The organism is Mesorhizobium sp. WSM4823 (genome assembly GCF_055811195.1).
In genome coordinates, this window is the sequence record NZ_JBVVQL010000008.1 from 102,763 (window position 1) to 126,614 (window position 23,852).

A 23,852-nucleotide genomic window follows, 5' to 3' on the forward strand; every position below is an offset into this window, starting at 1 on the left:
CTTTCCCCATCTTTGGCCTTTGGCCCCATTTTGGGGGGGGGCGGGGTCCCGGGGTGTTCGGGGCCCAAACCCCGGGGGGGGGGGGGGCCGCGCCGGGGGGCCCCGCCCCCACGATTTTCGCATCGGAAACAGTCAATGGCCGATACTAAGGCGCCTGCCAATTCGCGAGCGAGAGCACAGCCGATGCTGAAGCCGTTCTTTCTGGCTATTCCGGTGGTGCTTTTCCTCGTGGCATTCTTTGTGCTGCCGCTGATCGACAACGGCATGCGCAGCTTTGCGGACGCGGAAACCGGCGGCTTCACGTTGTCGCGCTATGTGTCGCTGTTGACGGATCCATTCTATTTTCGCGTGGTCGCCGAAACGATCCTGCTGTCGACGGCGGTGACGGTCATTTCAATCGTGATCGGTTATCCGGTCGCCTATTTCCTCGTCCGCAAGGCGGGGAGATGGTCCGGCTTGGTCATATTCCTGCTGATCGCGCCGCTATTGACGTCGATCATCATGCGGACTTTTGGGTGGCAGGTGCTGTTTGCCCGCCGCGGCCTGGTCAACAATTTGCTTGTCGAGCAACTCGGCATCATTTCGGCGCCATTGCGGCTGACGAATTCTCCCGAGATCGCCATTGCTGCGCTGGTCCACGTCCTCGTCCCCTTCATGGTCCTCTCGATCAGCTCGGTACTGCAGGGGCTTGATCGTCACATCGAGGAGTCCGCCAAGATCCTTGGTGCAGGACGGTTTCGTACGTTCTGGGAAGTCACCCTTCCGCTGTCTCTCGACGGTGTCGGCACCGGCGCGATCCTCGTCTTCATGATCGCCAACGGCAGCTTCGTAACGCTGGTGCTGCTCGGCGGCGGATTTCAGACGCTGCCGCTTATGATTTATCAGCAGTTCAACACAACCCGCGATTTTGGAATGGCGAGCGCGATGAGCACCATCCTGCTCGTCATCGCCATTCTGTGCCTCTGGCTTCAACTGCGCCTCGTGCGCCGAAAGGGAGCATGATGGGTCAGGCACAAAGGGACTGGATCAATCTCTGGCTTTTCGCCTTCGTCGTTCTGTTTTTCATCTTCATGCTTGCGCCCATCCTGGTCGTCGTCGTCGTCTCCTTCACGTCCGCCGGCTTTATCGCCTTTCCGATCCCTGGCTGGTCGCTGAAATGGGTTGCGAGGATCTTCGAATACCAGCCCTTCATAGACGCGCTCATCGTCAGCATCGAGGTGGCGATCGGTGCGACGCTATTGTCCTGCCTGCTCGGCGTCCCGGCTTGCCTGGCACTAGCGCGCTCGCGCGCCGGCTGGACAAACGCGGTGATGACGTTTCTGCTGTCGCCGCTTTCAATGCCGATGATCGTCATCGGTTTCGCCTCTCTGTTCTTCCTGTCCTGGCTGGGCATCGGCGTTTCGTTCACTGCCCTTTTGATAACGCATACGGTTGTCTGCCTTCCCTACGTCGTGCGCACGGTGGCTGGCGTCTATCATGGGATTCCGAGAGCCTATGAGGAGTCGGCCTCCATCCTTGGTGCCGGTCCCTTCCAGGTGTTCTGGCACGTTACCTTGCCGCTGATAAGGCCGGGCATCATGGCGGGATCGCTGTTCTCGTTTCTCACCTCCTTCGACAACCTGCCGATCAGCTACTTCTTCGGAAGCGCCAGCACCAACACGCTGCCGGTCGTCATGCTGAGCTACATGGAAAACCAGTTCGATCCGTCGATCGCCGCCCTCAGCACATTGCAGCTGGTCATGGCCGTCATCGCGTTGCTGGCGGTCGATCGTCTCTACGGCATCGATAAGATGACGGTTTCCGCTTGATGCTGCATCTGCCGATCGATCACGTGGTTCTGGTGGTTCCCGACCTCGACCGTGCCGGCCAGGCATTCGAGGCAGCGGGCTTCCACGTCACGGAGAAGGCCGCTCATAGCACCGCGATGGGAACGGCCAATCGCTGCATCATGCTCGACGGGACCTATATCGAGCTGATGGGAATAGTGACGGAAACGCCGTCCAACCTTCCGTGGCGCACGCTCCTGGACATGGGCCAGGGCATTCGCGGTCTTGCTTTTCGCAGCACCGACATCAGCGCCTCCGGGAAAGAGCTGACCCAGGCCAACATAGCCATCGAGCAGACCCGACATTTTTCCAGAGAGACGCCGCTAGGCGAGCTTCGGTTTTCCGTGGTGCGGATCGACCCAGCGGAGACGCCTGGCCTGCAATGCCTTGTCTGCCAGCATCATACTGCCGAAAGGTTGTGGACCGCGCAAAGCATGCGCCATCCGAACGGCGCTGTCGGCCTGCAATCCCTGGATGTTCCGGAAATTGCCACGTTGTATCGCCTTGCGGCCGCGTTCAACGACGACGGCGTCGCCGTCTCCTCAGGCAGCGGGAACCGGCTGGTCTTGACGGGGCCCAGACCAATCTCTCTCGATCTGCGCGGCGCATGCGGCGTCGAAATCGAGGTGGTCGGCCAATGACCTCCTGGCCCCTGGACAAGCCATCGCAGCTCTGGATGGCGCTTTCGCGCGAGCGCTTCGAAGCGCCGGCCTTACAAAGTGAGATCGAGGCTGATGTCGTGGTGGTCGGCGGCGGTATATCCGGTTTGGCCACCGCGTTAGAGCTGGTGCGGCGCGGCCGGAAGGTGGTTTTGCTGGAGGCAGCGAAGATCGGCTATGGAGCATCCGGGCGCGCCAACGGCCAAGTGATATCGGCCCTCACGCGTCATGGACCGGCGGCGATCCGGGCTCTTGAGCCGGGCGAGAGAGGCCATCGTCTCATTGCGCTGGTGCGAGACGCAGCCGATGTGCTTTTCACCCTTGTCGATAAATACGCCATCGACTGCGATGCCTGCCGAAACGGCTGGCTGCAGCCTGCCCATAGCGAAGGACGCGCGCGCCGCACTACGGATCTTGCCAAGCAGTGGGCTGCAGTCGGCGCACCGACCGCTGCTCTTTCTTCGCACGCCATGCAGGCGCGTCTCGGCGCCGGCGGTTATCATGGTGGCTGGGAGCATCGCGGCGGCGGCCATATCAACCCTTATGCCTTCACCCTCGGTCTTGCCCGGGCGGCGGCACAGGAAGGAGCTTTCATCTTCGAAGGCAGCCCGGCATTGCGCATTGGACGTGTGGTAAACGGCTGGCTGGTCGAGACGCCGGAAGGCAGGGTGAGCGCGCCGAAGATTGCGCTCGCCACAGCAGCGCATACTGGCAATCTTTGGCCGGCGCTCCGCCGGTCTATCGTGCCGGTGACCTCTTATCAGGCAGCAACCGAGCCTTTGGGGGAGCTTGCAACCCGGATTCTCCCTAGCAATGAGGCCGCATCCGATACCCGCATGGATCTTCGCTATTTCCGTAAGGATCGCGATGGCCGGCTGGTCTCCGGCGGTGCGCTGGCGCTGCAAATCGGCGCGTCACGACGTCTGCCCGCCCTCGTGGCAAAGCGACTGCACAACATGTTTCCAGCTCTTCGAAAGAAGCGAATGGAGTTCTTCTGGGGCGGCCGAATCGCCATGACCATCGACAGGCTGCCGCATCTTCACCGACGCACCGACGGCCTCTGCGCCTGGGTCGGTTGCAATGGTCGCGGGCTGGCACTCGCTTGCGCGATGGCACCAGTGCTGGCCGACGCCATTGACGGCGTGCCCGACGATGAGCTCGCCTTGCAGCCAAGCGAGCCACGCGCAGTACCGCTGCACGCGATCACCTCCCGCATCGCGCGCTTCATCCTGCCTTGGTACCGCTTCAAGGACAGCCGCGAAATTTAACCTGCCGAGATGACGCGCGGCCCGGCGCGAGGAGACAGCATGACCTTTTCGCTTTCCGCATTCGATCGAGCAACCGGCATGTTTGGCATCGCGGTTGCAAGTTCCAGCATTGCCGTCGGCAATCGCTGTCCATGGGCGCGGGCTGGTGCGGGTGTCGTTGCAACCCAGCACCGAACGGATATCCGCTGTGGACCATTGGGCCTCGAGCTCCTCAGCCAAGGTTTTTCCGCGATCGAGGTCGTCAATCTCCTCGTGGCCGGCAGTGAGCACCCGGATCTGCGACAGTTTTCGGTGGTCGACCGCGACGGGCGAACCGCCTTTTTCAACGGTCCCAAAATAGAATCCATTGCCACGGCGCACGAGGGCGACGCCTGCGTCTCGGTCGGCAATTTCCTGGCAAACGATCGCGTCACAGCCAAAATGGTGAGCGGCTACGAAAAATCGCGGAGCGCAAGCTTTGCGGCAAGGCTGCTGGATGCGCTGGATGCTGGCGTAGCTGCCGGAGGAGAGACGCAGCCGGCGATGGCGGCAGCGCTGTTGATCGTCGACCGACATGCCTGGCCGCTGGTCGATCTCAGAGTTGATTTCGTGCCAAATCCGGCGACGGGCCTGCGTGCGCTCTGGGGGGCCTATGAGCCGCTCGTTGACAGGTTCGTGACCCAGGTGCTGCGGCCGGCAGAGTTGAAGCCGCTCATCAACAGCCCTCTTCAGGTCTAACCCGAAGCTGTGCCATCGCCGCCGCCCTACTCGACTGCTTCGCTCACCGGTGCTGATCTTTCAGGATCAAGCGCGCCGTATTCTCGTCGGTGATCAGTCCATTGGCCAAGCTCCCCGCGAAAGCTGCTTGGACCGCCTGAACGCGGTTGGCGCCCGAAGCCACGATGATCGTCGGACGCGAAACAGACGGCGTCGGCGAGAACGATGTCAGACGCGGATGATAATCCGCGTCAACCAGTCTTCCCCGGCTGTCGATCGCACTGCCCAGCAACTCTCCAACGCCGCCCCTTTCCATTGCCTGGCGTGTCTCGGCAGGTGTGATGAAGCCGTCCATGAGGAGCGACGCTTCCGCCCCCCAGTAACCGATCCCCATCATCAGGACGCTCGCCTCATCGACAAGTGCACTCAGCATCTTATAGCCAGGCTGAGCCTGGAGCACTTTGCGCTCTTCAATCGAATTGGTCACAACCGGCATAGGCAATGGGTAGCACTGCGCGTTGATGCGTTCGGCAAGCCAGGTGACCACATCGTAGTGACTGGCGCGGCCATCCCGCGTGAGATTGCCCATCAGCGAGACGCATTTGTGCTGTGGCCGGTTCATCTGCTGCAAGCGCCGCGCAACTTCGCGCATCGCCTTGCCGTTGCCGATACCGATTGTCACCGGGGCCTTCTGCTGCAGCAAATTTTCCAGATACAAGGCGGCCAGGAGACCGACGGACGGGATATCCTCGACATTGCCTGATTCATTGAGAGCAACATCGCAATACTGCAGTCCAAACCTGTCGGTCAGTTTCTCGGCAAGCTCAATGCACTCGCTCATCGGGTGAATAAGCTGGAACCGCATGAGCTTTTCGCTTTGGGCCAATGCGATCAACCGCTGCACGATCTGGCGTGACACCCCGAGTTGCGCCGCTATCTGATCCTGCGTGCGGCTTTTTTCGTAGTAGAGCCAGGCGGCACGCGCCGCGAGGTCGATACGGCGGTCGCCGTGCATGTCGATACGATCGCCGGTGTCACTCATGAACGCGGCCCAGACCGGTAATAATGCAGCATCACAGGTTCAAGAGCCTGGCTATGTTGCCGCCGACGATCTTGGCGTAGCCGTCGTGGTCGGCCGTAGCACGCTCCATTTTCTTGAACTCCCATTCATAGTCGACGAAGGGCGAGTCGGTGCCCCAGATGACCTTGTCTGGACCGAGTTCGCGCACGGCGGTCTGGATCTCGAAGATCGGCGCCCGCGACGTTTCGAGATAAAGGTTGGGATATTGCCGGGCGAACGATATCGCCTGATCGACCGACCAGAAGAAGCCCATATGGGCCATCAGCAATTGCACGGCAGGGAAGCGCGCCGCCATAAGCGCGAATTCGGGTGGGCTGTTGTAGAGATCGCTGGCGCCGTGGACGATGATCGGAATGCCGAGTTCCTCGGCCACCTGAAACAGGGGGTCCACCAGGGTCGGGTCAGACAGATGAAAACCATTGATCGTCGGGTGCAGCTTCAGCCCTTTGAAGCCCCAGTCGACGACGCACCGGCGAACTTCATTGGCCGCGTCCGGCTGCCAGGGATTTACTGCGCAAAAAGGGATCAGCCGGTCTGGGAACTGGTCGAAAGCCTCCTTGATCGGCTCATTGCTGAAATTGCCTTCAACGAAAGGAAACATGACGGCCTTGTCGACACCAACTGCGTCGATCTTGGCGACCAGTTCAGCGCCGGTCTGACGTGCGCCCGACCGGATTCCGAGATGGTTGTGTGCATCAATGACAAGCATGCGAAGGACCTCTATTCTTTTCGTTTCAGGCCGCCAACCGCCATGGCGAGAAGGATCAAGCCGCCATTGAAGGCATAGCGCCACGGCGCGCCCATGCCCAGGATCGTAAGCCCGTTGCCGATGAAAGCGATGAAGAGCGCGCCGAGCAATGTACCGAACACGTTCATCTCACCGCGCCTTGAAGCGAGCGTTCCCAGATAGGCGGCGGCGAACGCATCGAGCAGATACGGTTCGGCGCCGCGCGGCATGGCGATGCCGGTGCGCGAAACCAGTGCGACGCCGGCGATCGCGGCAAGGGTCGACGCCACTACGAAACCCGCACCGAAAACCATCCGGATATCAATGCCTGCCAGGAAGGCGGCGCGGACATTATTACCGACCGCTCGCGCCTGCCGAGCGAACGGCGTGTAGCGCATCAGTGTGAAGACGAAAAGGAACACCACTGTGGCTAGCATGATGAGCGCTCCTATGCCGCCTATCGATCCTTGCCCGAGAAACAGGAAGGGCGCCGTCAGGCCGCGCGGCAGCGTGAAGAGGATCTGAGGCTCCGAGCCATTGGTCGCCATGAGTTCGCCTGACCGGATGACGAACATCATGCCCAGTGTGCCGATGATGGCAGGTATGCCCAGATATGCCATCTGCACCGCATTGACCGCGCCGATGATCACCCCGAATGCGACAGGCGCGGCGAACGCCACCCAGATCGGGTAGTGATTGATGATCGCGATAGCGGCGATCAGACCGGCGGCGTCGGCGACCTGGGCGATTGAGAGATCGACGCCGCGCATCGACATCACGACTGTCAGGCCGAGCGCAAGGATGATGAGAATGGTGCTCTGACGAAGCACATTGGCGACGTTGTTCGGGCTGAGGAAAGACGGTTTGAGCAGATAGACGATCGCCAGCACCAGGATCATGCCCAAGATGGGGCCGTAGGTGCGCAAAAAGTCAATGAGCCTATTCATGTTGGACTGTGTCAGAGTGGCGGCCACGGTCATCTCACCTTAAAAAATGGTAACCTGGCCGATTTCCCGGCGACGCACGACACCCACCGCTGTCGCCATGACGAGGACGATGCCCTGGATTGCCGGCAGCGCCTGGCTGGATATCCCCATCAGGATCAGCCCATTGGACAGCGACGCCAGGAAGAGCGCAATCACCACGGTCCCAATGACGTTGAGGTCGCGTCGGCGCGACAGCGTGCTGCCGAGGAAACTTGCCGCCAGCGCGCTGATCAGAAAGTCGATGCCGGTCGCGAGCGCGGAGGCGCCGTAGCTGTAGGACGCCAGCACGACACCCGAAACGCCAAGAATGAGACCGCCAAGCGCAAAAGAGGCGAATGCGTAGGGCGCCTGGTCGACGCCGCGCAATTGCGCCGCCGGCAGGTTTTGACCGACCGCGTACATACGCCATCCGAGCCGGGTCCTGCGCAGCACACCGTGCAGACAGATCGTCGACGCAATCAGCAGGATGAAAACGAAAGGCACCGGCCCGACATAACCCTGTCCGATGAAGAAGAAGCCGGGCTGGCTTGCCAGCGTCAGTGCCTGGCCGCCATTGTACAAGAGCGTCGCGCCCATGGCCACGAACATGGTTCCCAGCGTCGCCACGAAGGGGGGCATGCGAAACACCAGGACCACAAGCGCGTTGAACATCCCTGCGGCGAGTCCGGCTAGGGCTCCGAACAGAATACCGATGGCCGCGCTCATGCCGCCGATCAGAGCACCGGCCGCCAAATTCGTCGCCAGTTGGCTAATCGCGCCTGCCGACATGTCGAAACCGCCGGCAATCAGCACCACCGTCAGGCCCAGAGCGATAAAGCCAAGCACGCTTCCCTGCTTCAAAAGGTCGAAGACATTGCCCGGGCTGAAGAAATGTGGCGCAACCACGCCAATCAGCGCAAGCGTTACCAGCATTCCGGCGATGGTGCCCCATCGGGTGAGAAGGCTGGTCATCGTCCAGTCGGTGCGGCCGTCGTTCGCCGACAGCGAATGTGCGTTGCCGGGCATTGCAGCGGAGGACGGGGTGGTGTTGCCGGACGCCCAGAACAGCAGCGCGGCGGCATCGATTTCGGGGCGCTCCAGAAACTTGCTGATCCTGCCCTTGTGCATCACCGCGGCGCGGTCGCACATGCCCGCTATCTCCTCGAAATCGGAGGAGATGAAGATGATCGCCGCGCCGCGTTTGGCCAGCTCGACCATCTGCCGATAGATTTCAACCTTCGAGCCCACGTCGACGCCAGTGGTTGGCTCGTCGAAAATGAACACCTCCGCATCACCCATCAGCCAGCGGCCGATGACGATCTTCTGCTGGTTGCCACCCGAGAGGTAGCGCACGATCTGTCCGATACGCGGGGGCTGGATGGCAAGCCGGCGCACGAGTTCCGCCGCATCCCGGTTCTCGCGCCGTACATCGAGCAGCCCGAACGCCGACCATCGCGAGATGTTCGGCAGGGTGAGGTTGTCACGCACGCTCATGTCGAGCACCAGCCCCTCATGGCGTCGATCCTCCGGGATCAACGCAAAGCCCTCCTGCTTGGCCTGGCGCGGTGACGACGGCGTCGAAGGCTTGCCATGCAAGGTGACGGTTCCGGCGCTTCGCGGCAGTGCACCGATAAGTGCCATTGCGAGCTCGGTTCTGCCCGCGCCGACCAGTCCGGAGAGGCCGAGAATCTCGCCGCGCCTAAGCGTCAGATCGACACCGCCAAGTGCGTTGCCCTGCGAAAGTCCCTCGACGATCAGGATCGGTTCGCCGATGCTTACTTCCTCCTTGGGATACAGCTGGGAGATGTCGCGCCCCACCATCATGCCGATGATGTCACCACGCGAAGTCTCGTTTGCCGGGAGGGTTGCAACGAGCTTGCCGTCTCGAAGAATGGTGACCCTGTCAACGAGATCCAGAACCTCGTCCAGATAGTGCGAGATGTAGATGATGGTGACGCCGCCATCGCGAAGCGCGCGCACCACCTGGAACAATTGCTCCGACTCAGCCTCGCTCAGCGATGCTGTGGGCTCGTCGAGAATGAGGACACGCGGGTCGCGCATCAGTGCCGCGGCGATCGATACCTGCTCGCGCTGAGCGACGGTCAGGTCCCCCACCAGCACGTCTGGCGGAAACGAGGCGCCCACCCTATCGAGCGCGGCCTGCGTGGCGGCGCGCATGGTCGCAAAATCGAGGATGCCGGCGCCCCTTGTGCGCTCCTGGCCGAGGAAGATGTTCTGCGTGACATCGAACTGGGCGACCAGTGCCTGATCCTGGTGCACGATGACGATGCCGTTGGCTTCGGCGTCATTGGGGCCGCGCATACGGATGGGTTTGCCGGCGATCTCGATCGTGCCGGCGTCGGGCTGATATACGCCGGTCAGTATTTTCACCAATGTCGACTTACCGGCCCCGTTTTGTCCGACCAGCGCATGGATTTCGCCTTTCTCGACAGCAAGCGAGACGTCAGAGAGCGCGACGATCCCGGCAAACTCCTTGCGGATCGATCGGCATTCGAGGATCGTTGCGCCTGAGGGTTTCATCGCATCGTATTGGTTCGACATCGTAATTTGACTCTTGAGAGTGGGGGGGGGGGGGGGGGGGGGGGGGGGGGGGCGCGGCGCCCCCCCCCCCCCCCGCGCGTTCATCACGGGAGGACTGGATGAACGACCTGCAGCTCGCCGTCCTGCGGCCAGCGTCCTTCGACGGTGGCCTTGTCGATGGCAAGATCGGCCCAGACATTGGCGCCCCAACGCTTCTCAGCCGCCGCCACGCCGTTGGCATGAGTCGCCAGCCAGGCGTCGGTGAAGAGCGTGCTTGGAAAATCTGACTTCCCACCAAGCTTCTGGATGATGATTTCGCCGGCCAGCGAGCCGATGCGGTTCACATCCTGCACAACCGTCGCAACGAATGGGCTCCCTTCGTCGAGAAGCATTTGGAAGCCGACCCGGTCGCCATCGATCGACGCGACCTTGATCTCGTTTCGACCGTTGCGGCGAATGGCTTCCACCGCACCCGAGACAAGAAGATCGTAAGCGCCCCAGACGGCGGCGATCGATCCCGGTTCCGGATTGGCGGTCAGGATGTCCTCCATCTGCGTCTGCACCTTGGCAGCGCTATGTTCGCTGGGGACCTCGTGCAGCCTGACCTGCGGGTAGTCGGCCGCGATCGCCTGCAGGATACGCTTGCGCGTCTCGAGAAGCGGCGCGCCCGGCACCCAAACCACGTAGACGTCCCCCTTGTAGTCAATGCTCGACAACAGCGCACGACTAATCATGGCCGACATGAGAGCGTCGTCGCCGCCGACATCGGCAAGCGCCCCTTCGGTCTTGGCGCCCACGGACGTTGTCACCACTGGAATGCCGGCGTCACTGGCCTTCTTGACGACTGGCGCCAATTGCTGCGCATCGCCGAGTTGCACGATGATGCCCGAAACGCCCGAGTTGACGAGGTTTTCGATATTTTCATTGTGCTTGCGCGGATCGGCTCCACCATCGGTAACCACCACTTGGCCGCCAGCGGCCTCAATCACCTTCGTCGCGCCGGCGATGATGTCGCGGTTGTAGTCGTTGGTTATTTCGCGTGCGGCTATGCCGATCTTTTTTCCTGCGAGGTCTTGTGCATCCCCTTTCGAGGGTGCCGCCACCAATAAGGCTGTGGCCATCGCTATCAAATGCAGAAACTTCATTGTCTCCTCCCAAACTCACCTTCGATCAATTGATCGATAGCTGAATAATTGCTCGCACACCTCCCCATGTCAATGCCGGTCGGTATTTTTGGAAACGCCGGCGACCTCGATCCCCGCCTTGAGCCGCTGCCGGCCGGGACTGTATCCCTGCCTCCCCAGCACTTTCGGACACGGGTTTGGACCTGTTACGTGTAAGCAACTTCAGTGTGAGGTCGAGCCAGCGCCAGAAGAGCACCAGCGTCTGTAAGGTCGGCAAGGGTCCAAAGCGTTTCGGCAAGGGGCTCCGCCGCCAAAGTCGGGCAACCGTAACGCGCCAGCGCGGCAAATTTCTCTCTGAGCGCCGTGTCCGACATCGGTCGAGAGAGGCTGCCGGTCGCGACCCTCTCGGACACCTCGACCGAAGAGCCGTCCGTATATCGGATCAAGACATGAGCGGCTTCGACCGGCGTGCCGGCATCGATCTCGACCGGGCGGACCCTGGCGCGCAGGGCCTTTACCTCGGGATCGTTCACCGCCGCATCGCTGAATTCCTCCGCACCCGCTCGGCTGCGCAGCAGGCTGACGGCGACCGCATGCTGGGCGCTCACCTGCGCCCCGCGCCCGGTGGTGACTTCGGGCCGGTCGGCGCGAGCCTTGAGCAAGGGGGCGCCGCGCACGACGATCTCTGCGATCCGGTCGGCGGAGAAATTGCGGTCGGCGCGGGCAGCGAGGCAGGCGTCGATCACGGGATTCAGCACCACTCCGCAAGGATAAGGCTTGAACATGTTACGCAAGATCTCCCAATCCTTTCCCAGCCCTGCCTCGATCAATTCGGGCTTTGGCGGGTCCGAGCAGACTTTCAGGAAGCCGCGCGGCCCTTCGAGCGGCTGCGGCGGCCCTTCGACACCACACCGCGCCATCAGGGCCGAGGCGAGACCGCCGCGGGCCGCATTGCCGACGCCGGTGCTCTTGGCCATGAAGCCGAGCGTCTCGACGAGGCCGGAAGCTTGCGCGGCGGCATTGCCGAGCGCCCAGAGGATCTCGTTCTCGCTGAGATCGAGAAGCTTCGCGGCGGCCACGGCGGCGCCGAAGATCCCGCATGTCGACGTGATGTGCCAGCCGCGGTCGTAGTGGCTGGGCGAGACTGCGTTGCCGATACGGCAGGCGACCTCCACCCCCAGAGTAAAGGCGTGGAGGAGTTCCGCACCGCTCACCCGGCGGATTTCGGCAAGAGTCAGGACAACAGGAGCGACGGGCGCCGTAGGATGGATGATCGTTCCCGCGTGGGTATCGTCGAAGTCGAAGACGTTCATTGCCGCCGCGTTGAGGAAAGCGGCCGTCAATGCATCTCTTCGCTGGCTATGGCCGATGACGGTCGCGGTCTCGCCGGCCGAAAAGGGTGCCAGGCTTTCGGTCAGCCGCAGCACCGCCTGATCGGACGAGCCGCCGAGCGCCGTTCCAAAGCCATTGAAGACTGATCTCAGCGCGTGCGCGCGGACTGGCTCCGGGACGTCCTCCCAGCGAGAGCGGTGTACGAAGGCCGCGAGCCGGCGCGAGAGGCCTGCGGCGGAAGGCTGTAGAACATCGCCGTTCATGCGCGAGGTCTCCGATCTGGAACTGCGAGGCATCAGCCCCTCGCCTTGTCGCCGGCGACGATAACGCCGGCCCAGTCCTCGATCGGCTTGATGATTTCGGTCAGGTCCGCATCCGCGCCGAGATCGCCCTTCGCCACGGTCAGAAGTTGCCGTACCGCCCCGCCGACGATCATCGGTACGCCAAGCGCGTCGCTTTCCTCGAGGCAGAGCCGGATATCCTTCGCCGACAGACCGATCGAGAAGCCGAAATCGAAACTGCGGGTCAGGACAAATTTCGGAATCTTGGTCATCGTCGCATTGGAGCTGCCGCTGCCCGAATTGACCACTTCGATCAGCACGTCGGGATCGAGCCCGGCCTTGGTGCCGAGCACCAGCGCCTCGGAAGCAATGGACAGGGCCGTCACCGACATGAGGTTGTTGATCACCTTCATCATTTGCCCCATGCCCGGCTCTGCGCCGACATGGATTGGCTTGCCGAGCACTTCGAGGATTGGCCGCACCGTCTCAAGCATCGACGTGTCGCAGGCGACCATCATCGCCAGCGTGCCCTTCTCGGCGCCACCGACGCCACCGCTTACCGGACAGTCGACCGTAGTAATGCCAGCCGCCCTCAAACCTTCTGCCACCTGCCGCTCGGTGCGCGGGCCAGTGGTCGACAGGTCGAGGACGATTTTGGCCCCCTTCCCCGATGCAAGCCCATCGGGCCCGAGCGCGACTGCGTTCACAATTTCAGGCGTCGGCAGCGACAACAGCACCACATCCGACAGGCTCATCAGCTCAGCCGGGGTCGCGGCCTTGCCCGCTCCCTCTCCCGCCAGCGCGGAGACGGCGACGATGTTGGTATCGTAGACGGTGACGGTGTAGCCGGCGGCGATCAGCCGTCGCACCATCGGCGTTCCCATGCGTCCTACGCCGGCAAAACCCAGCTTGAAGTTGGTCATTGTGATCTCCTGCTTGAAGGCCAGTGCAGCTCAGCTCCGCGGGCGAATGCTCACGGCGCTGCCGCAATCGGATTGAGATCCAGGCGCACGATATCCTCGACCCCCGGCAGCGCGGGCGGATAGCGCGTCAGCACAAGCGGGTCGTGGCCCGGAATGACATGTTTGGGCGAACTCGCGAGCTTGCGCATCGTGGCGTAGCCTTCCAGCATGTCGGTGGCGCTCTCCAACACCGGAAAGGGCCGGTTCTGCTCGAAATTGGCATAGAAGTGCGAGGCATCGGAGCCGAGCACCACCCAGCCGCGCGCCGTCTTCACCCGGATCACCTGCAATCCCTTGGAGTGGCCGCCGACACGGTGCACGGTGAGGTTCGGGGCGATCTCAGAGACCCCGTCATGGAACGTCACCCGCCCGGCGAAGAGCTTGGCGATCATGCTGGCCACGTCCTCATAGGCGAAGGGGTGGCGCAGATAGTCATGGCACATGCAACGTCCGGTGCAATAAGCCATCTCCACGTCCTGGACATGATAGCGGGCATTCGGGAACAGTTCGTGGTTGCCGGCATGATCGAAATGCATATGCGACAGGATCACGTCCTCGACTTTGTCCGGATCGATCCCGATCATCTTCAGCCCTTCGCCGACCGGCCGCAGCAACTGCCTTTGCCGCTTCTCAGCCACCTTGGCGTCATAGCCCGTGTCGAACACGAAGGTCCGCGTCCTGCCGACAATGGCCCAGACGAAATAGTCGAGGGGCATTGGTCCGTCGTGCGGATCGCCGCCGATGAAGTTCGCCGCCGCATTGCGGTCGTGGTGCCCGTAGCGAACCGCGTAGAGTTCGTAGATGTCATCCATGCGTGCCTCCTTTCGCTGCCATGACGCCGTGGGGCGGAGTTACCTCGATCCAGATCCGCTCAGCTCGCAAGCCAGCCACCCTCGACCGGCAGCATGGCTCCCGTCATATCGCGCGCAATCGGCCCGCAGAGAAAGACCAGGAGATCGGACACGCTCTGTGGTGAGACGAAGCTGCCGCCCGGCTGCTTGCCTTCCAGAAAGAGGCGCTCTGCCTCGCTGCGCTCAATGCCTCGATCCGCCATCAGCTCTTCCACCCGGCTCTCCGTACCCGGTGTCAGCACCGAGCCGGGACAGAGACTGTGGCAGGTGACGTCGACGTCCAGGTTCTCCAACGCCACTGCCCTTGTGAGGCCGAGGATGGCGGATTTCGTCGTCACATAGCCGACACGACCTGGTGTGCCGCGCAGGCCGTAGACGGAGGTTATGTTGAAGATGCGCCCGAAGTTCTGCTCTCGCATCTGCGGCAGCAACAGCCGGACGGCATGGAAAATCGCCGATAGGTTCACGGCCAGCGCCATATCCCATTGATCGGGCGGGAAATCCATAATTGACGCGAAATGCCGCACGACAGCATTGTTGATAAGGATATCCACCCCGCCAAGTTCAGCACGGGCCGCTGCGACAAGCCCATCCACCCCTGCTGGCGTGGACAGATCTGCCCTGTGGTAGGCAATCTGTGAGCCTGTCCTGCGGGCCAGGGCTTCGCGCTCTGGCTCGACCGCCTCGGGCGTTTCGAGCCCGTGCAGCATCACATTGCAGCCGGCCTCTGCAAGCCGAGCGGCCATCACCTGTCCCAACCCCGCGGTGGAACCGGTGATCAGCGCACGGCGCCCCATCAGGACTTTTGCCGAGATCGGAAGCATCGCTTGTTCTGTTTCCTTCGACACGCTCATATCCTGCCCTGCCGCTTCGTGAGCATCGCCAAAGTCCTGGTCCTGGTCCGGACGCAGCGTCGCGCCATGTTCATTTTTGGTACCGGTAACAGAAATGGACTATAGAGCAGCGCCGTCAGCGGTGCAACCGCTGGTACGGGTTCTGGCGGTCAAGTGCTTTCGCGCTGGATCAACTCGAATTTCAGATCAACCACGCTGCCGCGCAGGTGCTCGGCCCCGTCCATGATTCGGCTGAGCAGGATGCGCGCCGTCCGCTCGCCGATGTCATAGCGTGGCAACCTCAGCGTGGTGACCGATGGACTGACGTGGCGCAAAAGGTCCACGTCGTCGAAGCTTGCCAGAGCGATCCGGCCGGGCACCGTCCAGCCGCGCTTCTGGCACTCAAAGAGCGCGCCCACGGCCAGCACGTCTCCCGCGCAAAACAGCGCATCGACTTCCGGTACGCTCTGCACAACGCGCGCCATCACCTCTGCTCCGGCGGCGAGCCCGCGCTCCGTCTCCAGCACGATGCGGGGGTCGGGATCGAGGCCAAGCTGCTTGAGTGCAGCATGATAGCCTTGCAACCGGTCCTGCGAGCGGTCGTTATGGACTGAGTAGAGACTGGCGAAAGCAATTTTGCGGTATCCGAGCCGGCCGAGATGCATCGTCATCGCGTAGGATGCGTCATAGTTGGAAAAACTGACCACCATATCCAGCGGTTCTCTAGGTATATTGCCGTTTTCGACCACCGGTATGCCTGATTTCCGGATCTTCTCCGTGGCTTGCGGTGTATGTTCAGTACTGTGCAGAACCAGGCCGCTCACACGATGACTGAGGAAGACCGTTATCAGTTCTTCCTCCTCGTTGGGATCATAGCCCGTTTCGGCGATCATCAATTGGAAGCCCGAGCTTTTGAGTACTTCCGACAGGCCCTTGACCGTTTGCGTATAGATCGAATTGTCGATGCTCGGCACGATCAGCCCGATCGTCGTGGAGCGGTTCGACGACAGGCTGCCGGCCAGATGGTTCGGCAAATAGCCGATCTCGCGCACCGCCCGGAGCACCCTTTCGCGCATCTCCTCGGAGACTTTGCCGGGCTCGTTCAGCGCCCGTGACACGGTCATGGTGGAGACGCCGGCGCGAACCGCCACGTCCCGCATCCTCGCGCTTCCGCTATGTGGGTTTCCGTCTCCAGACGATCTCTTCGGCATTTCCCATCACAGCCCGATGTGGCGGCAGAAATCAAATCATTGCGTGAGTGCGCAAACAAGCCTTCACGGCAGAATTCCGCAATAGTATTGTTACCGATACCAAAATCCAGTATTGCCTGAAAGGGGTTTGCGCCTTCAAGGGTTCTGCGGAGATCGCAATGCATGGAAAAGCCAACAGCGGAGCGGAACAGGCGGTGTTGCGTTATGTGACGACTGCCCGACCGGTGCAGCAGCAGATCAGCGAGACGCTGACGCAAGTCGCGGGCTTCGCGCTGCTGCTGATGACCTCGCCGCGCCGGGCCGTGCTCGCCGAAGGTGCGCTCGCCAGCGCACAGGAGGCAGCAACGCGAGCAGCCGAGGAGCTACGTGCTCTCACAGTCCCCGAAGTCGCTACGCACCACCATCATCATTTGCGCGGCGCCGCCGAGACGCTCCTCCAGGCCTGCGTCGCAGCGTTGGATTCCCGCCGGATCGACACCTCCGAGCAAAGTGATGCACTCGTCCGGACGCTGCGGGCGTCAAGCGATCACCTGCGAGCTACGGCCCGTCTGTTGCCGGGCTTCGAACTTGTCGATTTCAGCCAGGCGTGCTGCGCGGCTCATGCCCCGCAGCGCCTGCTGCAGGAAGCAACATAAGCCAACGGTATCAGGGAGGATGGAATGGCAGATTACTCGATTTGGGTGCTCGAATATGCGGCGGTGGAGAAATTCCCCTTCAGCGTCATGATGTATGGGCCTCAGCATCAGGGCACGCGCAAACTGCCCTATGCCTATGCGCTGCTTAAGGGAAGAGGCGAGACGATCCTGATCGACACCGGCTACGACCACGTCGCCTATGGAGAACAATTGGCGACCGCCTACGGGGTCTCGAACTATCACGGGCCGCGCGAGGTTCTGGCCGAATGCGGCGTCAAGCCGGAAGACGTGACCAGCGTCTTCATCACCCATGCCCATTTCGACCACATGGGCGCCATGCATCTGTTTCCAAACGCGAAATTCTACGTCCAGAAGAGCGAATTGGACAAATGGGTCTGGGCTCTCACGTTAGGTCCTGAATATCGTTTCCTGACTGGTGGCGGCGATCCAGCCGACATCGTGCGCGCCGTCGAGGCAGCGAAGGAAGGCCGGATGATCTGCATCGATGGCGACCAGGAAGATGTCCTGCCGGGCATCGACGTCCATCTGGCAGCGGACACCCACACCTATGGAAGTATGTACGTCACCATCCGCAACGACGGCGCCAAGGATGGCGAGGACAAGTGGATCTTCGCGGGCGACCTGATTTATACGTACGACAATCTGACCGGCCTCGATGCGGATGCGCCGCAGATCGTACCGATCGGCCTTGCCGTCGGCAGCCAGCACAATTTGATCTTCTCAAGCGCTGAGATGCTGAAATCGGTGGGCGGCGAGGTGCGGCGGGTCATTCCCGTCCACGAGGATCGGCTGCGCACTACATTTCCGTCGCGGCTCACCGACAAGGGCCTGCAGGTGGTGGAGATCGCGCTCGCCAAGGGCGAGCAAAGCTGGGCCGGCTGAGAAGCTGGTCGACTGAGCTTAGAGGCGGATGATTTCAGGTCGAATCGACCTGAAATCTGAATCCGCCTCTAAGTCAAAGAGATAGAGCATAATGTCGTCCGAAAACCGCTTCACACTTTTCGGCATCATGCTCTAGGCGGCAGGGCGCACGCACGCCCTGCCAAGCTGCACCTTGAAAAATTCAGAGCTGGTCCGCGCCGGCGACGAAGCCGCCGCCATCGATCACGATCGCCTGGCCGGTGATAAATGAGGCTGCATCCGATGAGAGGAACAGCACAAGCTGGGCGATCTCCGACGGATCGCTGATGCGCCCCATGGGGATCATCGGCAACACCGTATCCTTTGCCCCCTGCTCGCTGCCGAACATGCCGCGCAGCAGCGGCGTCATCACCGAGCCCGGCGCGATGGCGTTGACGCGGATGTTCTTACGGGCCACTTCCAGCGCCACCGAATTGGTCAGTCCGATCACTCCCCACTTGCTCGCGCAGTAAACGGCGGTGGTGGCGAAACCCATGACGCCGAAGAGCGAAGACGTGTTGACAATCGCGCCGCCGCCCTTGGCAATCATGTGCGGAATCTGATGTCTCAGTCCGTTGAACATGCCGCGCAGATTGACGTCCATCAGGAGATCGTAGTCGGCATCTTCGAGCTCGTGCACGGGCGCCGTCTTGCCGGGCACGCCGGCATTGTTGAAGGCGACATCGATCCTGCCGAAGCGATCGAAGGCCTTCTGGTGCAGCGCGGCCATCGCCCTGCTATCGCGCACGTCGGTCTCGATGAACTCGATCTCGACGCCCAGCGGCTTCACCTCTTCCTTGAGGCTCTTGCCGAATTCGGCGCCGATGCCGGCGACGAAGAGGTTTGCGCCCGCCTGGGCAAAGGCCAGCGCCGTGGCGCGGCCAATGCCGGTTGTTCCACCAATCAAGATGACGTTCTTGCCGGAAAAATCATACTTCACTTGCATGGTTGGTCCTCCTATGGCTCGCGGCCTCAAGTCATTTGCGGCAAGGATCGCTCGCGCATGGCTATTCCATAACCTTGACGTGATACCGATAACAAGAGAAAATAGGACCCGACGCAGGGCAGCGACCTAGAACCGTGCGGATTTCGGCAGAGAAGCGAAATTTCGGAGAGGCACGAGCCGCCTATTGCCGCCCTTTTAAATGTGCATTATGGTACCGGTATCAGAGATGATGGATCAAAACGTCCGAGCAAGGCCTAGAGCCTGGCCCGCAGGGGCTGCTCGGACAGGGAGGACTACCCTTTCGAGGCTGTTGGCCTGAGGGTGATCTTTTGGGCGCGAGGGGAAGACGAAAAGCACTGATGCCTCGTGAAGGAAGGCGCCGGCCCCATCGTGGGGACGGTCGACAGGGAGAGAGGATTTCAAAATGCACAAACTGCTGCTTGCCGCATTGACGGCCGGCGCCATGATGGTTGCCAGTGTCGCTCAGGCCAAGACGCTTGGCGTCGTTGCACTTCTGGCCAATGATGCCCTCAACATAGCCGTCATTGGCGGCGCGACCGAAGCCGCCAAGGCTGCCGGCTGGGATGTCAAGGTAACAGACACCCAGGCCAGCGCCGACCAGGCCAACGCCGCGATGAATTCTTTCGCCGCGCAAAAAGTCGACGCGATCTTCGTGCTTGCCTTTGCCAGCAGCTCCATTGGCTCCGGTCTTGCCGCGGCGCGCGATGCGGGCATTCCCGTCGCCACCTGGGGTGGCGAGATCGTTCCCGGTATCGTGGTGACGACAAGCGGTCGCCAGGTCGGCGACGACTCGGTTAAGTTCCTGCTCGACAAGGTTGCTGGAAAGGCCGACGTGCTGGCGATGACCTTCCACCCCGGAAAGCTCTGCATCGATCGCGGCATCGCCTTCGACGAGGGCGTGAAGGGCAAGTCCGACGTCAAGGTGGACTATAGCGAAGTGGTGGCGCCCGGACAGGTCCAGTTCGGAAACGCCACCGCCGCCGCCTGGCTAACCGCGCATCCCGCCGGCGGCGACAAGCCGCTCGCCATCTGGGCCTGCTGGGACGAGCCGATGCAGGGAGCCGTTGCTGCAATGCGCCAGGCCGGCCGCACCGACGTCACCACTGTCTCGATCAACGGCAGCCCGCAAGCGCTGCAACTGGTCAAGGAAGGCGACCTGACGGCGACCGTCTGGCAGCCGGCCTACCAGGAGGGCAAAGAGGTCTTCCAGGCCATCCTCGACTCGATCAAGGCCGGCGCCTCCTGGCAGGCGAAGGACATCCAGATCCCCGGGATCGTGGTCACCAAGGACAATGTCGATAAGTTCATGGCCGAACATCCCAATGGAATGTGAGACCTTGCAGCGCCTCGCGGAGCGGCGCCTTTAGATGCCGCCCGCCGCGTCGGCCGGGCCATGGATGCGCATCCGCGGCCTGACCAAATCCTTTGCGGGAGAACTTGCTCTCGACCACGCCGATCTCGACATCGAGCAAGGCAAGGTGCATGGCCTGGTCGGCGCCAATGGCGCCGGCAAGTCGACGCTGATCCGCTGTCTTGCCGGGGTAACGGTCGCTGACGAGGGCAGCGTGACGATTGCCGGCGAGGATCTGCAAAAGGGGTCGCCGCAGGCTTCCGAACGGGCCGGGCTCGCCTTCATCCATCAGGAACTGAACCTGATCCCGCATTTCAACGCGCTGCAGAATATGCTGCTCGGCGCACCCAAGGTCACCCGTTTCGGGATAATCGACTGGCAGCGTTCCGGCGTTGCCGCTCGCGCTGCCGCCGAGCGCGTCGGCATCCGCTTTCCACTCGAGACGAAGATCTCAGAACTTTCGGTGGCTCAACGCTGGCTGGTGATGATCAGCAAGGCGCTCGTGGGCGAAGCCAGCATGATCGCGATGGACGAGCCCACCGCCTCGCTCTCGGGCCCGGAGAGCGAGCAGCTCTTCGCTATCATCCGCGATCTCTCCGCCCAGGGCGTAGCTATACTCTACGTCTCGCACCGGCTCGAAGAGGTGCTCCAGCTCTGCGACAGGATCACCGTGCTGCGCGACGGCCGCATCGTCGATGGCGCCGAGCGCGGCGCACTCAACAAGAAGGGCCTGGTCAGGGCCATCATCGGCCATGACATACGCCCGCCGGACGCACGCGCCCGCTTCGCCGCCGACCGCAGCCGGCCGCCGATCTTCTCCGTCCGCGACATTGCCTGGAAGAGCGCGGTGAAGGGCGTGAGTTTCGATCTCTATAAGGGTGAGGTCCTGGCGCTCGGCGGCCTTGTCGGCGCGGGGCGGACCGAACTTGCCCATCTCGCAGCCGGCGTCGCCCGGCCGGATGCCGGCCAATTCGAGCTCGGCGGCAAACGCCTCGATGTCGCCAACGAGGCCGAGGCGGTGCGGGCCGGCATAGCGCTGGTGCCGGAAGAGCGCCGCTCGCAAGGCGTGATGCTGCAGCAGTCGGTGGGCTTCAACATCAACATATCCACCTTGAAGAAGCTGCGCGCCATTCCGGGGCTCCCGTTCGTCTCCGACAAAAAGGCTCGGCGGCAGGCGGAGGGCCTCGTGGCCCGGCTGGGCATCAAGACGCCCAGCGTCGAGGCCAGGATCGGCGGTCTTTCAGGCGGCAACCAGCAAAAGGCGCTGATCGCCCGCTGGCTCAATGCCGGAACCAAGCTCCTCATCCTCGACGAGCCGTCGCGAGGGGTTGATGTCGGCGCACGTGAAGAGATCCATGACGCGATCCGGGCGCTCGCCCGGTCCGGCGTCGGCATCCTGGTGATCTCGTCGGATGTCGAGGAACTGACCCTGCTGGCTGATCGTGTCCTCGTCATGCGCGAAGGCCGCGTCACCGGCGAACTGACCGGCGCCGATGTCACCGAAGCCAGGATCATCGAACTCAGCTACCATGATACCAATGACGAAGAAGGAGACATCGCATGATGGCCCAGGCCGGAACCGCGGCGAAGGACGCGCCACAGCTCCGCAAGTCTTCGTGGAAGCGGACCGCGCTGATCTGGCTCTCCCGCTACGGTACGATAGTCGGGCTATTGCTGATGGTGATCTTCTTCTCGGCGAACGCGCCAGGAATCTTCCTGTCCCGCGCCAATTTCCTCAACATCCTTAGCCAAGCGTCCCTGACCGCGATCATTGCTTCCGGGCTGACCTATACGCTCGTTGTCGGCGAGTTCGACCTCAGCATTGGCTATGTCGCGAGCTTCGTCGGTCTGATCGTTACCGGACTGATGGCCTACCAGGGTTTTCCGATCTGGCTCAGCATCGTCTGCGCCCTGCTGCTGGGCGCCGCGATCGGCGCCTTGAACGGCGTGTTGGTGACGAAGGTGAGGATCAATGCCGTCATCTCCACGCTGGGCATCGGGACAATGCTGACGGGGATAGGCTTCACCTACAGCTCCTTCCCGATCGCCACCGGGATCCCTCGGGCCTTCACCGACATTTCGCTCGGCCGCCTCGTCTTCGGCCTGCCCAATCCGGTGATCATCATGGTGGTCGTGCTGATTGCGCTTTGGGTCATCCTGAACAAGACCGACATCGGCCAGAAGATGCAGGCTGTCGGCGGCAACCTGGAGGCGGCAAGGCTCTCGGGCATCCGGGTGGACCGCATCAAGATCTTTGCCTTTGCCACTGCCGGCTTCTGCGCCGCATTGACGGGAACGCTGCTGTCCTCGCTGCTGGGCAGCGGCACGCTGGCAGCGGCCGACGGCTATCTCCTGGACGCCTTCGCCGCCGTCTTCCTGGGCTCTGCTACGCTCAAGGAAGGTGAATTCCACATAAGTGGGACGCTGGTTGGCGTGCTCATCCTGGCGGTCGGCTTCAACGGGCTCAGCATCTTTGGCGCCCCCACGCATTTCCAGCCGATCTTCAAAGGCGGCATCCTCGTGCTCGCGGTCGGCATGTCCGCGCTGGCTCGGCGCTATGCCGCCTCGGTATGACCGAGGGCCGGGCACCACCTCTTCGAGGATGTGCTCGGCTTTAATTTAGGGTTTCGGGTCCCAGATTCCCATTTTGCGCAAGGCGCGCACCTCCTCCCTTATGAGGGTGGTCAGCGCCCGGATGACGGTAGTGGTTGGCCGCTGGGTCGAGGTGGCGAGCAGCAGCTCTCTTTCAATCGATGGATTCTGGATACGCCAATACTTGATCCTGCCTTCCGCGACCAGATTGTGGCAACTCGAATAGGACAGGATCGTATAGCCCATGCCGGCCTCGACCAGGCGCAACGTCGAAGGCATCGCCTCGACCTCGACCTCGATCTTGGGCTCGATGCCTACAGAACCGAAGATTTGATCCAGCAGCACCCGCAGCCCGTGCGGTCGAGCCGGAAGGATCATGGGGATACGTGAGACAACCTCGGCATCGACCGGTCCGGGGCCGAGCTTGCTGGGGTCGTTCGTCGCACCGAGCAGAAACAGTTCGTCACGCAGGATCGGCTCTGACAGGAGGTTGTTCATGCGCGGCGCATTGTAGAGCACCGCGACGTCGATCTTTCCCATCACGAGCCATTCGAGGAGATGGCCGCTGAACCCTTCGACGACGCGCATGCTCACCTGCGGGAACTGCTCGTGGAAATGCTGGACGAGAGGCGAGGTCAGGACAACGCCGACCGATGGCGGCATTCCGAGAGCAATCGTTCCGCGCGGATTCGATCGCAAGGCTCCGAGTTCAGTCGAGGCCCGCGAGGCCTGCTCCAGGATTGCCGACGCGTAGTCCCGGAGAAGCTTGCCTGCCTCCGTGAGCACAATGCCACGACCGTTTCGATAGAGAAGTGCGATCCCGACGCTTTCCTCCAGCGCTTTGATTTGCCTACTGAGCACCGGCTGGCTGACCGACAGTGCAACGGCGGCCCGCGAAAAGCTGCCGAACTCCGCCACTGCCGTGAACAGTTGGAGCTGCCGTAAGTCGAACATGAACATTGCCTCGTCGCAAATGCGGAGAATTTCCGTTGGCATGCAACGAATGCCGGAGTTTGGGGTACATCGAAG

General features: G+C 62.1%; 22 protein-coding genes. 10 read left to right on the forward strand and 12 right to left on the reverse strand.

Annotation, left to right across the window (positions count from 1 at the left end):
* Positions 1-135 precede the first annotated feature (135 nt).
* Genes AC0L26_RS20530 through AC0L26_RS20550 form a run of 5 tightly spaced genes read left to right on the forward strand, consistent with a single transcriptional unit; the run spans position 136 to position 4,470 of the window.
* Entirely contained in the window at positions 136-1,002 is an 867-nt protein-coding gene (locus AC0L26_RS20530; protein WP_473634217.1) for an ABC transporter permease, read from the forward strand.
* Positions 999-1,808 carry an ABC transporter permease gene (locus AC0L26_RS20535; protein WP_473634218.1) on the forward strand — a complete coding sequence of 270 codons (810 nt, stop codon included), beginning with the start codon at positions 999-1,001 and terminating at the stop codon, positions 1,806-1,808. Before AC0L26_RS20530 ends, AC0L26_RS20535 begins: the two co-directional genes overlap by 4 nt.
* Positions 1,808-2,467: a VOC family protein gene (locus tag AC0L26_RS20540; RefSeq protein ID WP_473634219.1), complete on the forward strand. Its 660-nt coding sequence runs from the start codon at positions 1,808-1,810 to the stop codon at positions 2,465-2,467. Before AC0L26_RS20535 ends, AC0L26_RS20540 begins: the two co-directional genes overlap by 1 nt.
* A complete protein-coding gene (locus tag AC0L26_RS20545) occupies positions 2,464-3,753 on the forward strand; it encodes an NAD(P)/FAD-dependent oxidoreductase (RefSeq protein ID WP_473634220.1) in 1,290 nt (429 codons plus the stop codon). The genes AC0L26_RS20540 and AC0L26_RS20545 overlap by 4 nt, the downstream gene beginning before the upstream one ends.
* 39 nt (positions 3,754-3,792) lie before the next feature.
* Positions 3,793-4,470 (forward strand): DUF1028 domain-containing protein, encoded by a 678-nt coding sequence (locus AC0L26_RS20550; RefSeq protein WP_473634221.1) that lies wholly within the window; start codon positions 3,793-3,795, stop codon positions 4,468-4,470.
* Between the two features lie 43 nt (positions 4,471-4,513).
* Here AC0L26_RS20550 and AC0L26_RS20555 read toward each other — a convergent pair whose 3' ends face one another.
* From AC0L26_RS20555 to AC0L26_RS20600, 10 genes are all read right to left on the reverse strand, one after another.
* Positions 4,514-5,491, reverse strand: a complete 978-nt coding sequence (locus AC0L26_RS20555) for a sugar-binding transcriptional regulator (RefSeq protein WP_354491676.1) — start codon at positions 5,489-5,491, stop codon at positions 4,514-4,516.
* A gap of 31 nt (positions 5,492-5,522) precedes the next feature.
* Positions 5,523-6,239: an amidohydrolase family protein gene (locus AC0L26_RS20560; protein ID WP_473634222.1), complete on the reverse strand. Its 717-nt coding sequence runs from the start codon at positions 6,237-6,239 to the stop codon at positions 5,523-5,525.
* A gap of 11 nt (positions 6,240-6,250) precedes the next feature.
* Positions 6,251-7,204 (reverse strand): ABC transporter permease, encoded by a 954-nt coding sequence (locus AC0L26_RS20565; RefSeq protein WP_473634223.1) that lies wholly within the window; start codon positions 7,202-7,204, stop codon positions 6,251-6,253.
* A gap of 39 nt (positions 7,205-7,243) precedes the next feature.
* Positions 7,244-9,784, reverse strand: a complete 2,541-nt coding sequence (locus AC0L26_RS20570; protein ID WP_473634224.1) for an ATP-binding cassette domain-containing protein — start codon at positions 9,782-9,784, stop codon at positions 7,244-7,246.
* Positions 9,785-9,867: 83 nt separating this feature from the next.
* Positions 9,868-10,908 carry a substrate-binding domain-containing protein gene (locus AC0L26_RS20575; RefSeq protein WP_473634225.1) on the reverse strand — a complete coding sequence of 347 codons (1,041 nt, stop codon included), beginning with the start codon at positions 10,906-10,908 and terminating at the stop codon, positions 9,868-9,870.
* Between the two features lie 185 nt (positions 10,909-11,093).
* Positions 11,094-12,482 (reverse strand): MmgE/PrpD family protein, encoded by a 1,389-nt coding sequence (locus AC0L26_RS20580; RefSeq protein WP_473634226.1) that lies wholly within the window; start codon positions 12,480-12,482, stop codon positions 11,094-11,096.
* Positions 12,483-12,514: 32 nt separating this feature from the next.
* Positions 12,515-13,423, reverse strand: a complete 909-nt coding sequence (locus AC0L26_RS20585) for an NAD(P)-dependent oxidoreductase (protein ID WP_473634227.1) — start codon at positions 13,421-13,423, stop codon at positions 12,515-12,517.
* Positions 13,424-13,473: 50 nt separating this feature from the next.
* On the reverse strand, positions 13,474-14,274 hold the full coding sequence (locus tag AC0L26_RS20590; RefSeq protein ID WP_473634228.1) for an N-acyl homoserine lactonase family protein: 801 nt from the start codon (positions 14,272-14,274) through the stop codon (positions 13,474-13,476).
* Between the two features lie 59 nt (positions 14,275-14,333).
* The gene (locus AC0L26_RS20595) at positions 14,334-15,110 is read right to left on the reverse strand and encodes an SDR family NAD(P)-dependent oxidoreductase (protein WP_473634229.1); all 777 of its coding nucleotides are present in this window, start codon (positions 15,108-15,110) and stop codon (positions 14,334-14,336) included.
* A 206-nt stretch (positions 15,111-15,316) separates the two neighbouring features.
* Positions 15,317-16,297, reverse strand: a complete 981-nt coding sequence (locus AC0L26_RS20600) for a LacI family DNA-binding transcriptional regulator (RefSeq protein WP_473634230.1) — start codon at positions 16,295-16,297, stop codon at positions 15,317-15,319.
* Between the two features lie 107 nt (positions 16,298-16,404).
* On the opposite strand from AC0L26_RS20600, the gene AC0L26_RS20605 reads away from it, so the two are divergent.
* Both AC0L26_RS20605 and AC0L26_RS20610 read left to right on the forward strand, forming a co-directional pair.
* Complete coding sequence (locus tag AC0L26_RS20605; RefSeq protein ID WP_473634231.1) at positions 16,405-16,992, forward strand: hypothetical protein; 588 nt, start codon at positions 16,405-16,407, stop codon at positions 16,990-16,992.
* Between the two features lie 24 nt (positions 16,993-17,016).
* Positions 17,017-17,895 carry an N-acyl homoserine lactonase family protein gene (locus AC0L26_RS20610; RefSeq protein ID WP_352929732.1) on the forward strand — a complete coding sequence of 293 codons (879 nt, stop codon included), beginning with the start codon at positions 17,017-17,019 and terminating at the stop codon, positions 17,893-17,895.
* Between the two features lie 181 nt (positions 17,896-18,076).
* On the opposite strand, the gene AC0L26_RS20615 is transcribed toward AC0L26_RS20610, so the two are convergent.
* Positions 18,077-18,859: an SDR family NAD(P)-dependent oxidoreductase gene (locus AC0L26_RS20615; protein ID WP_473634232.1), complete on the reverse strand. Its 783-nt coding sequence runs from the start codon at positions 18,857-18,859 to the stop codon at positions 18,077-18,079.
* Between the two features lie 424 nt (positions 18,860-19,283).
* Here AC0L26_RS20615 and AC0L26_RS20620 point away from each other — a divergent pair, with 424 nt between their 5' ends.
* From AC0L26_RS20620 to AC0L26_RS20630, 3 genes are read left to right on the forward strand one after another with little or no spacing between them, the layout of a single operon-like run.
* A complete protein-coding gene (locus tag AC0L26_RS20620) occupies positions 19,284-20,213 on the forward strand; it encodes a sugar ABC transporter substrate-binding protein (protein WP_473634233.1) in 930 nt (309 codons plus the stop codon).
* Between the two features lie 34 nt (positions 20,214-20,247).
* The gene (locus AC0L26_RS20625; RefSeq protein WP_473634234.1) at positions 20,248-21,795 is read left to right on the forward strand and encodes a sugar ABC transporter ATP-binding protein; all 1,548 of its coding nucleotides are present in this window, start codon (positions 20,248-20,250) and stop codon (positions 21,793-21,795) included.
* Positions 21,792-22,805, forward strand: a complete 1,014-nt coding sequence (locus AC0L26_RS20630) for an ABC transporter permease (RefSeq protein ID WP_473634236.1) — start codon at positions 21,792-21,794, stop codon at positions 22,803-22,805. The genes AC0L26_RS20625 and AC0L26_RS20630 overlap by 4 nt, the downstream gene beginning before the upstream one ends.
* Positions 22,806-22,850: 45 nt before the next feature.
* Here AC0L26_RS20630 and AC0L26_RS20635 read toward each other — a convergent pair whose 3' ends face one another.
* Positions 22,851-23,777: a LysR family transcriptional regulator gene (locus AC0L26_RS20635; RefSeq protein ID WP_473634237.1), complete on the reverse strand. Its 927-nt coding sequence runs from the start codon at positions 23,775-23,777 to the stop codon at positions 22,851-22,853.
* Between the last annotated feature and the right edge of the window lie 75 nt (positions 23,778-23,852).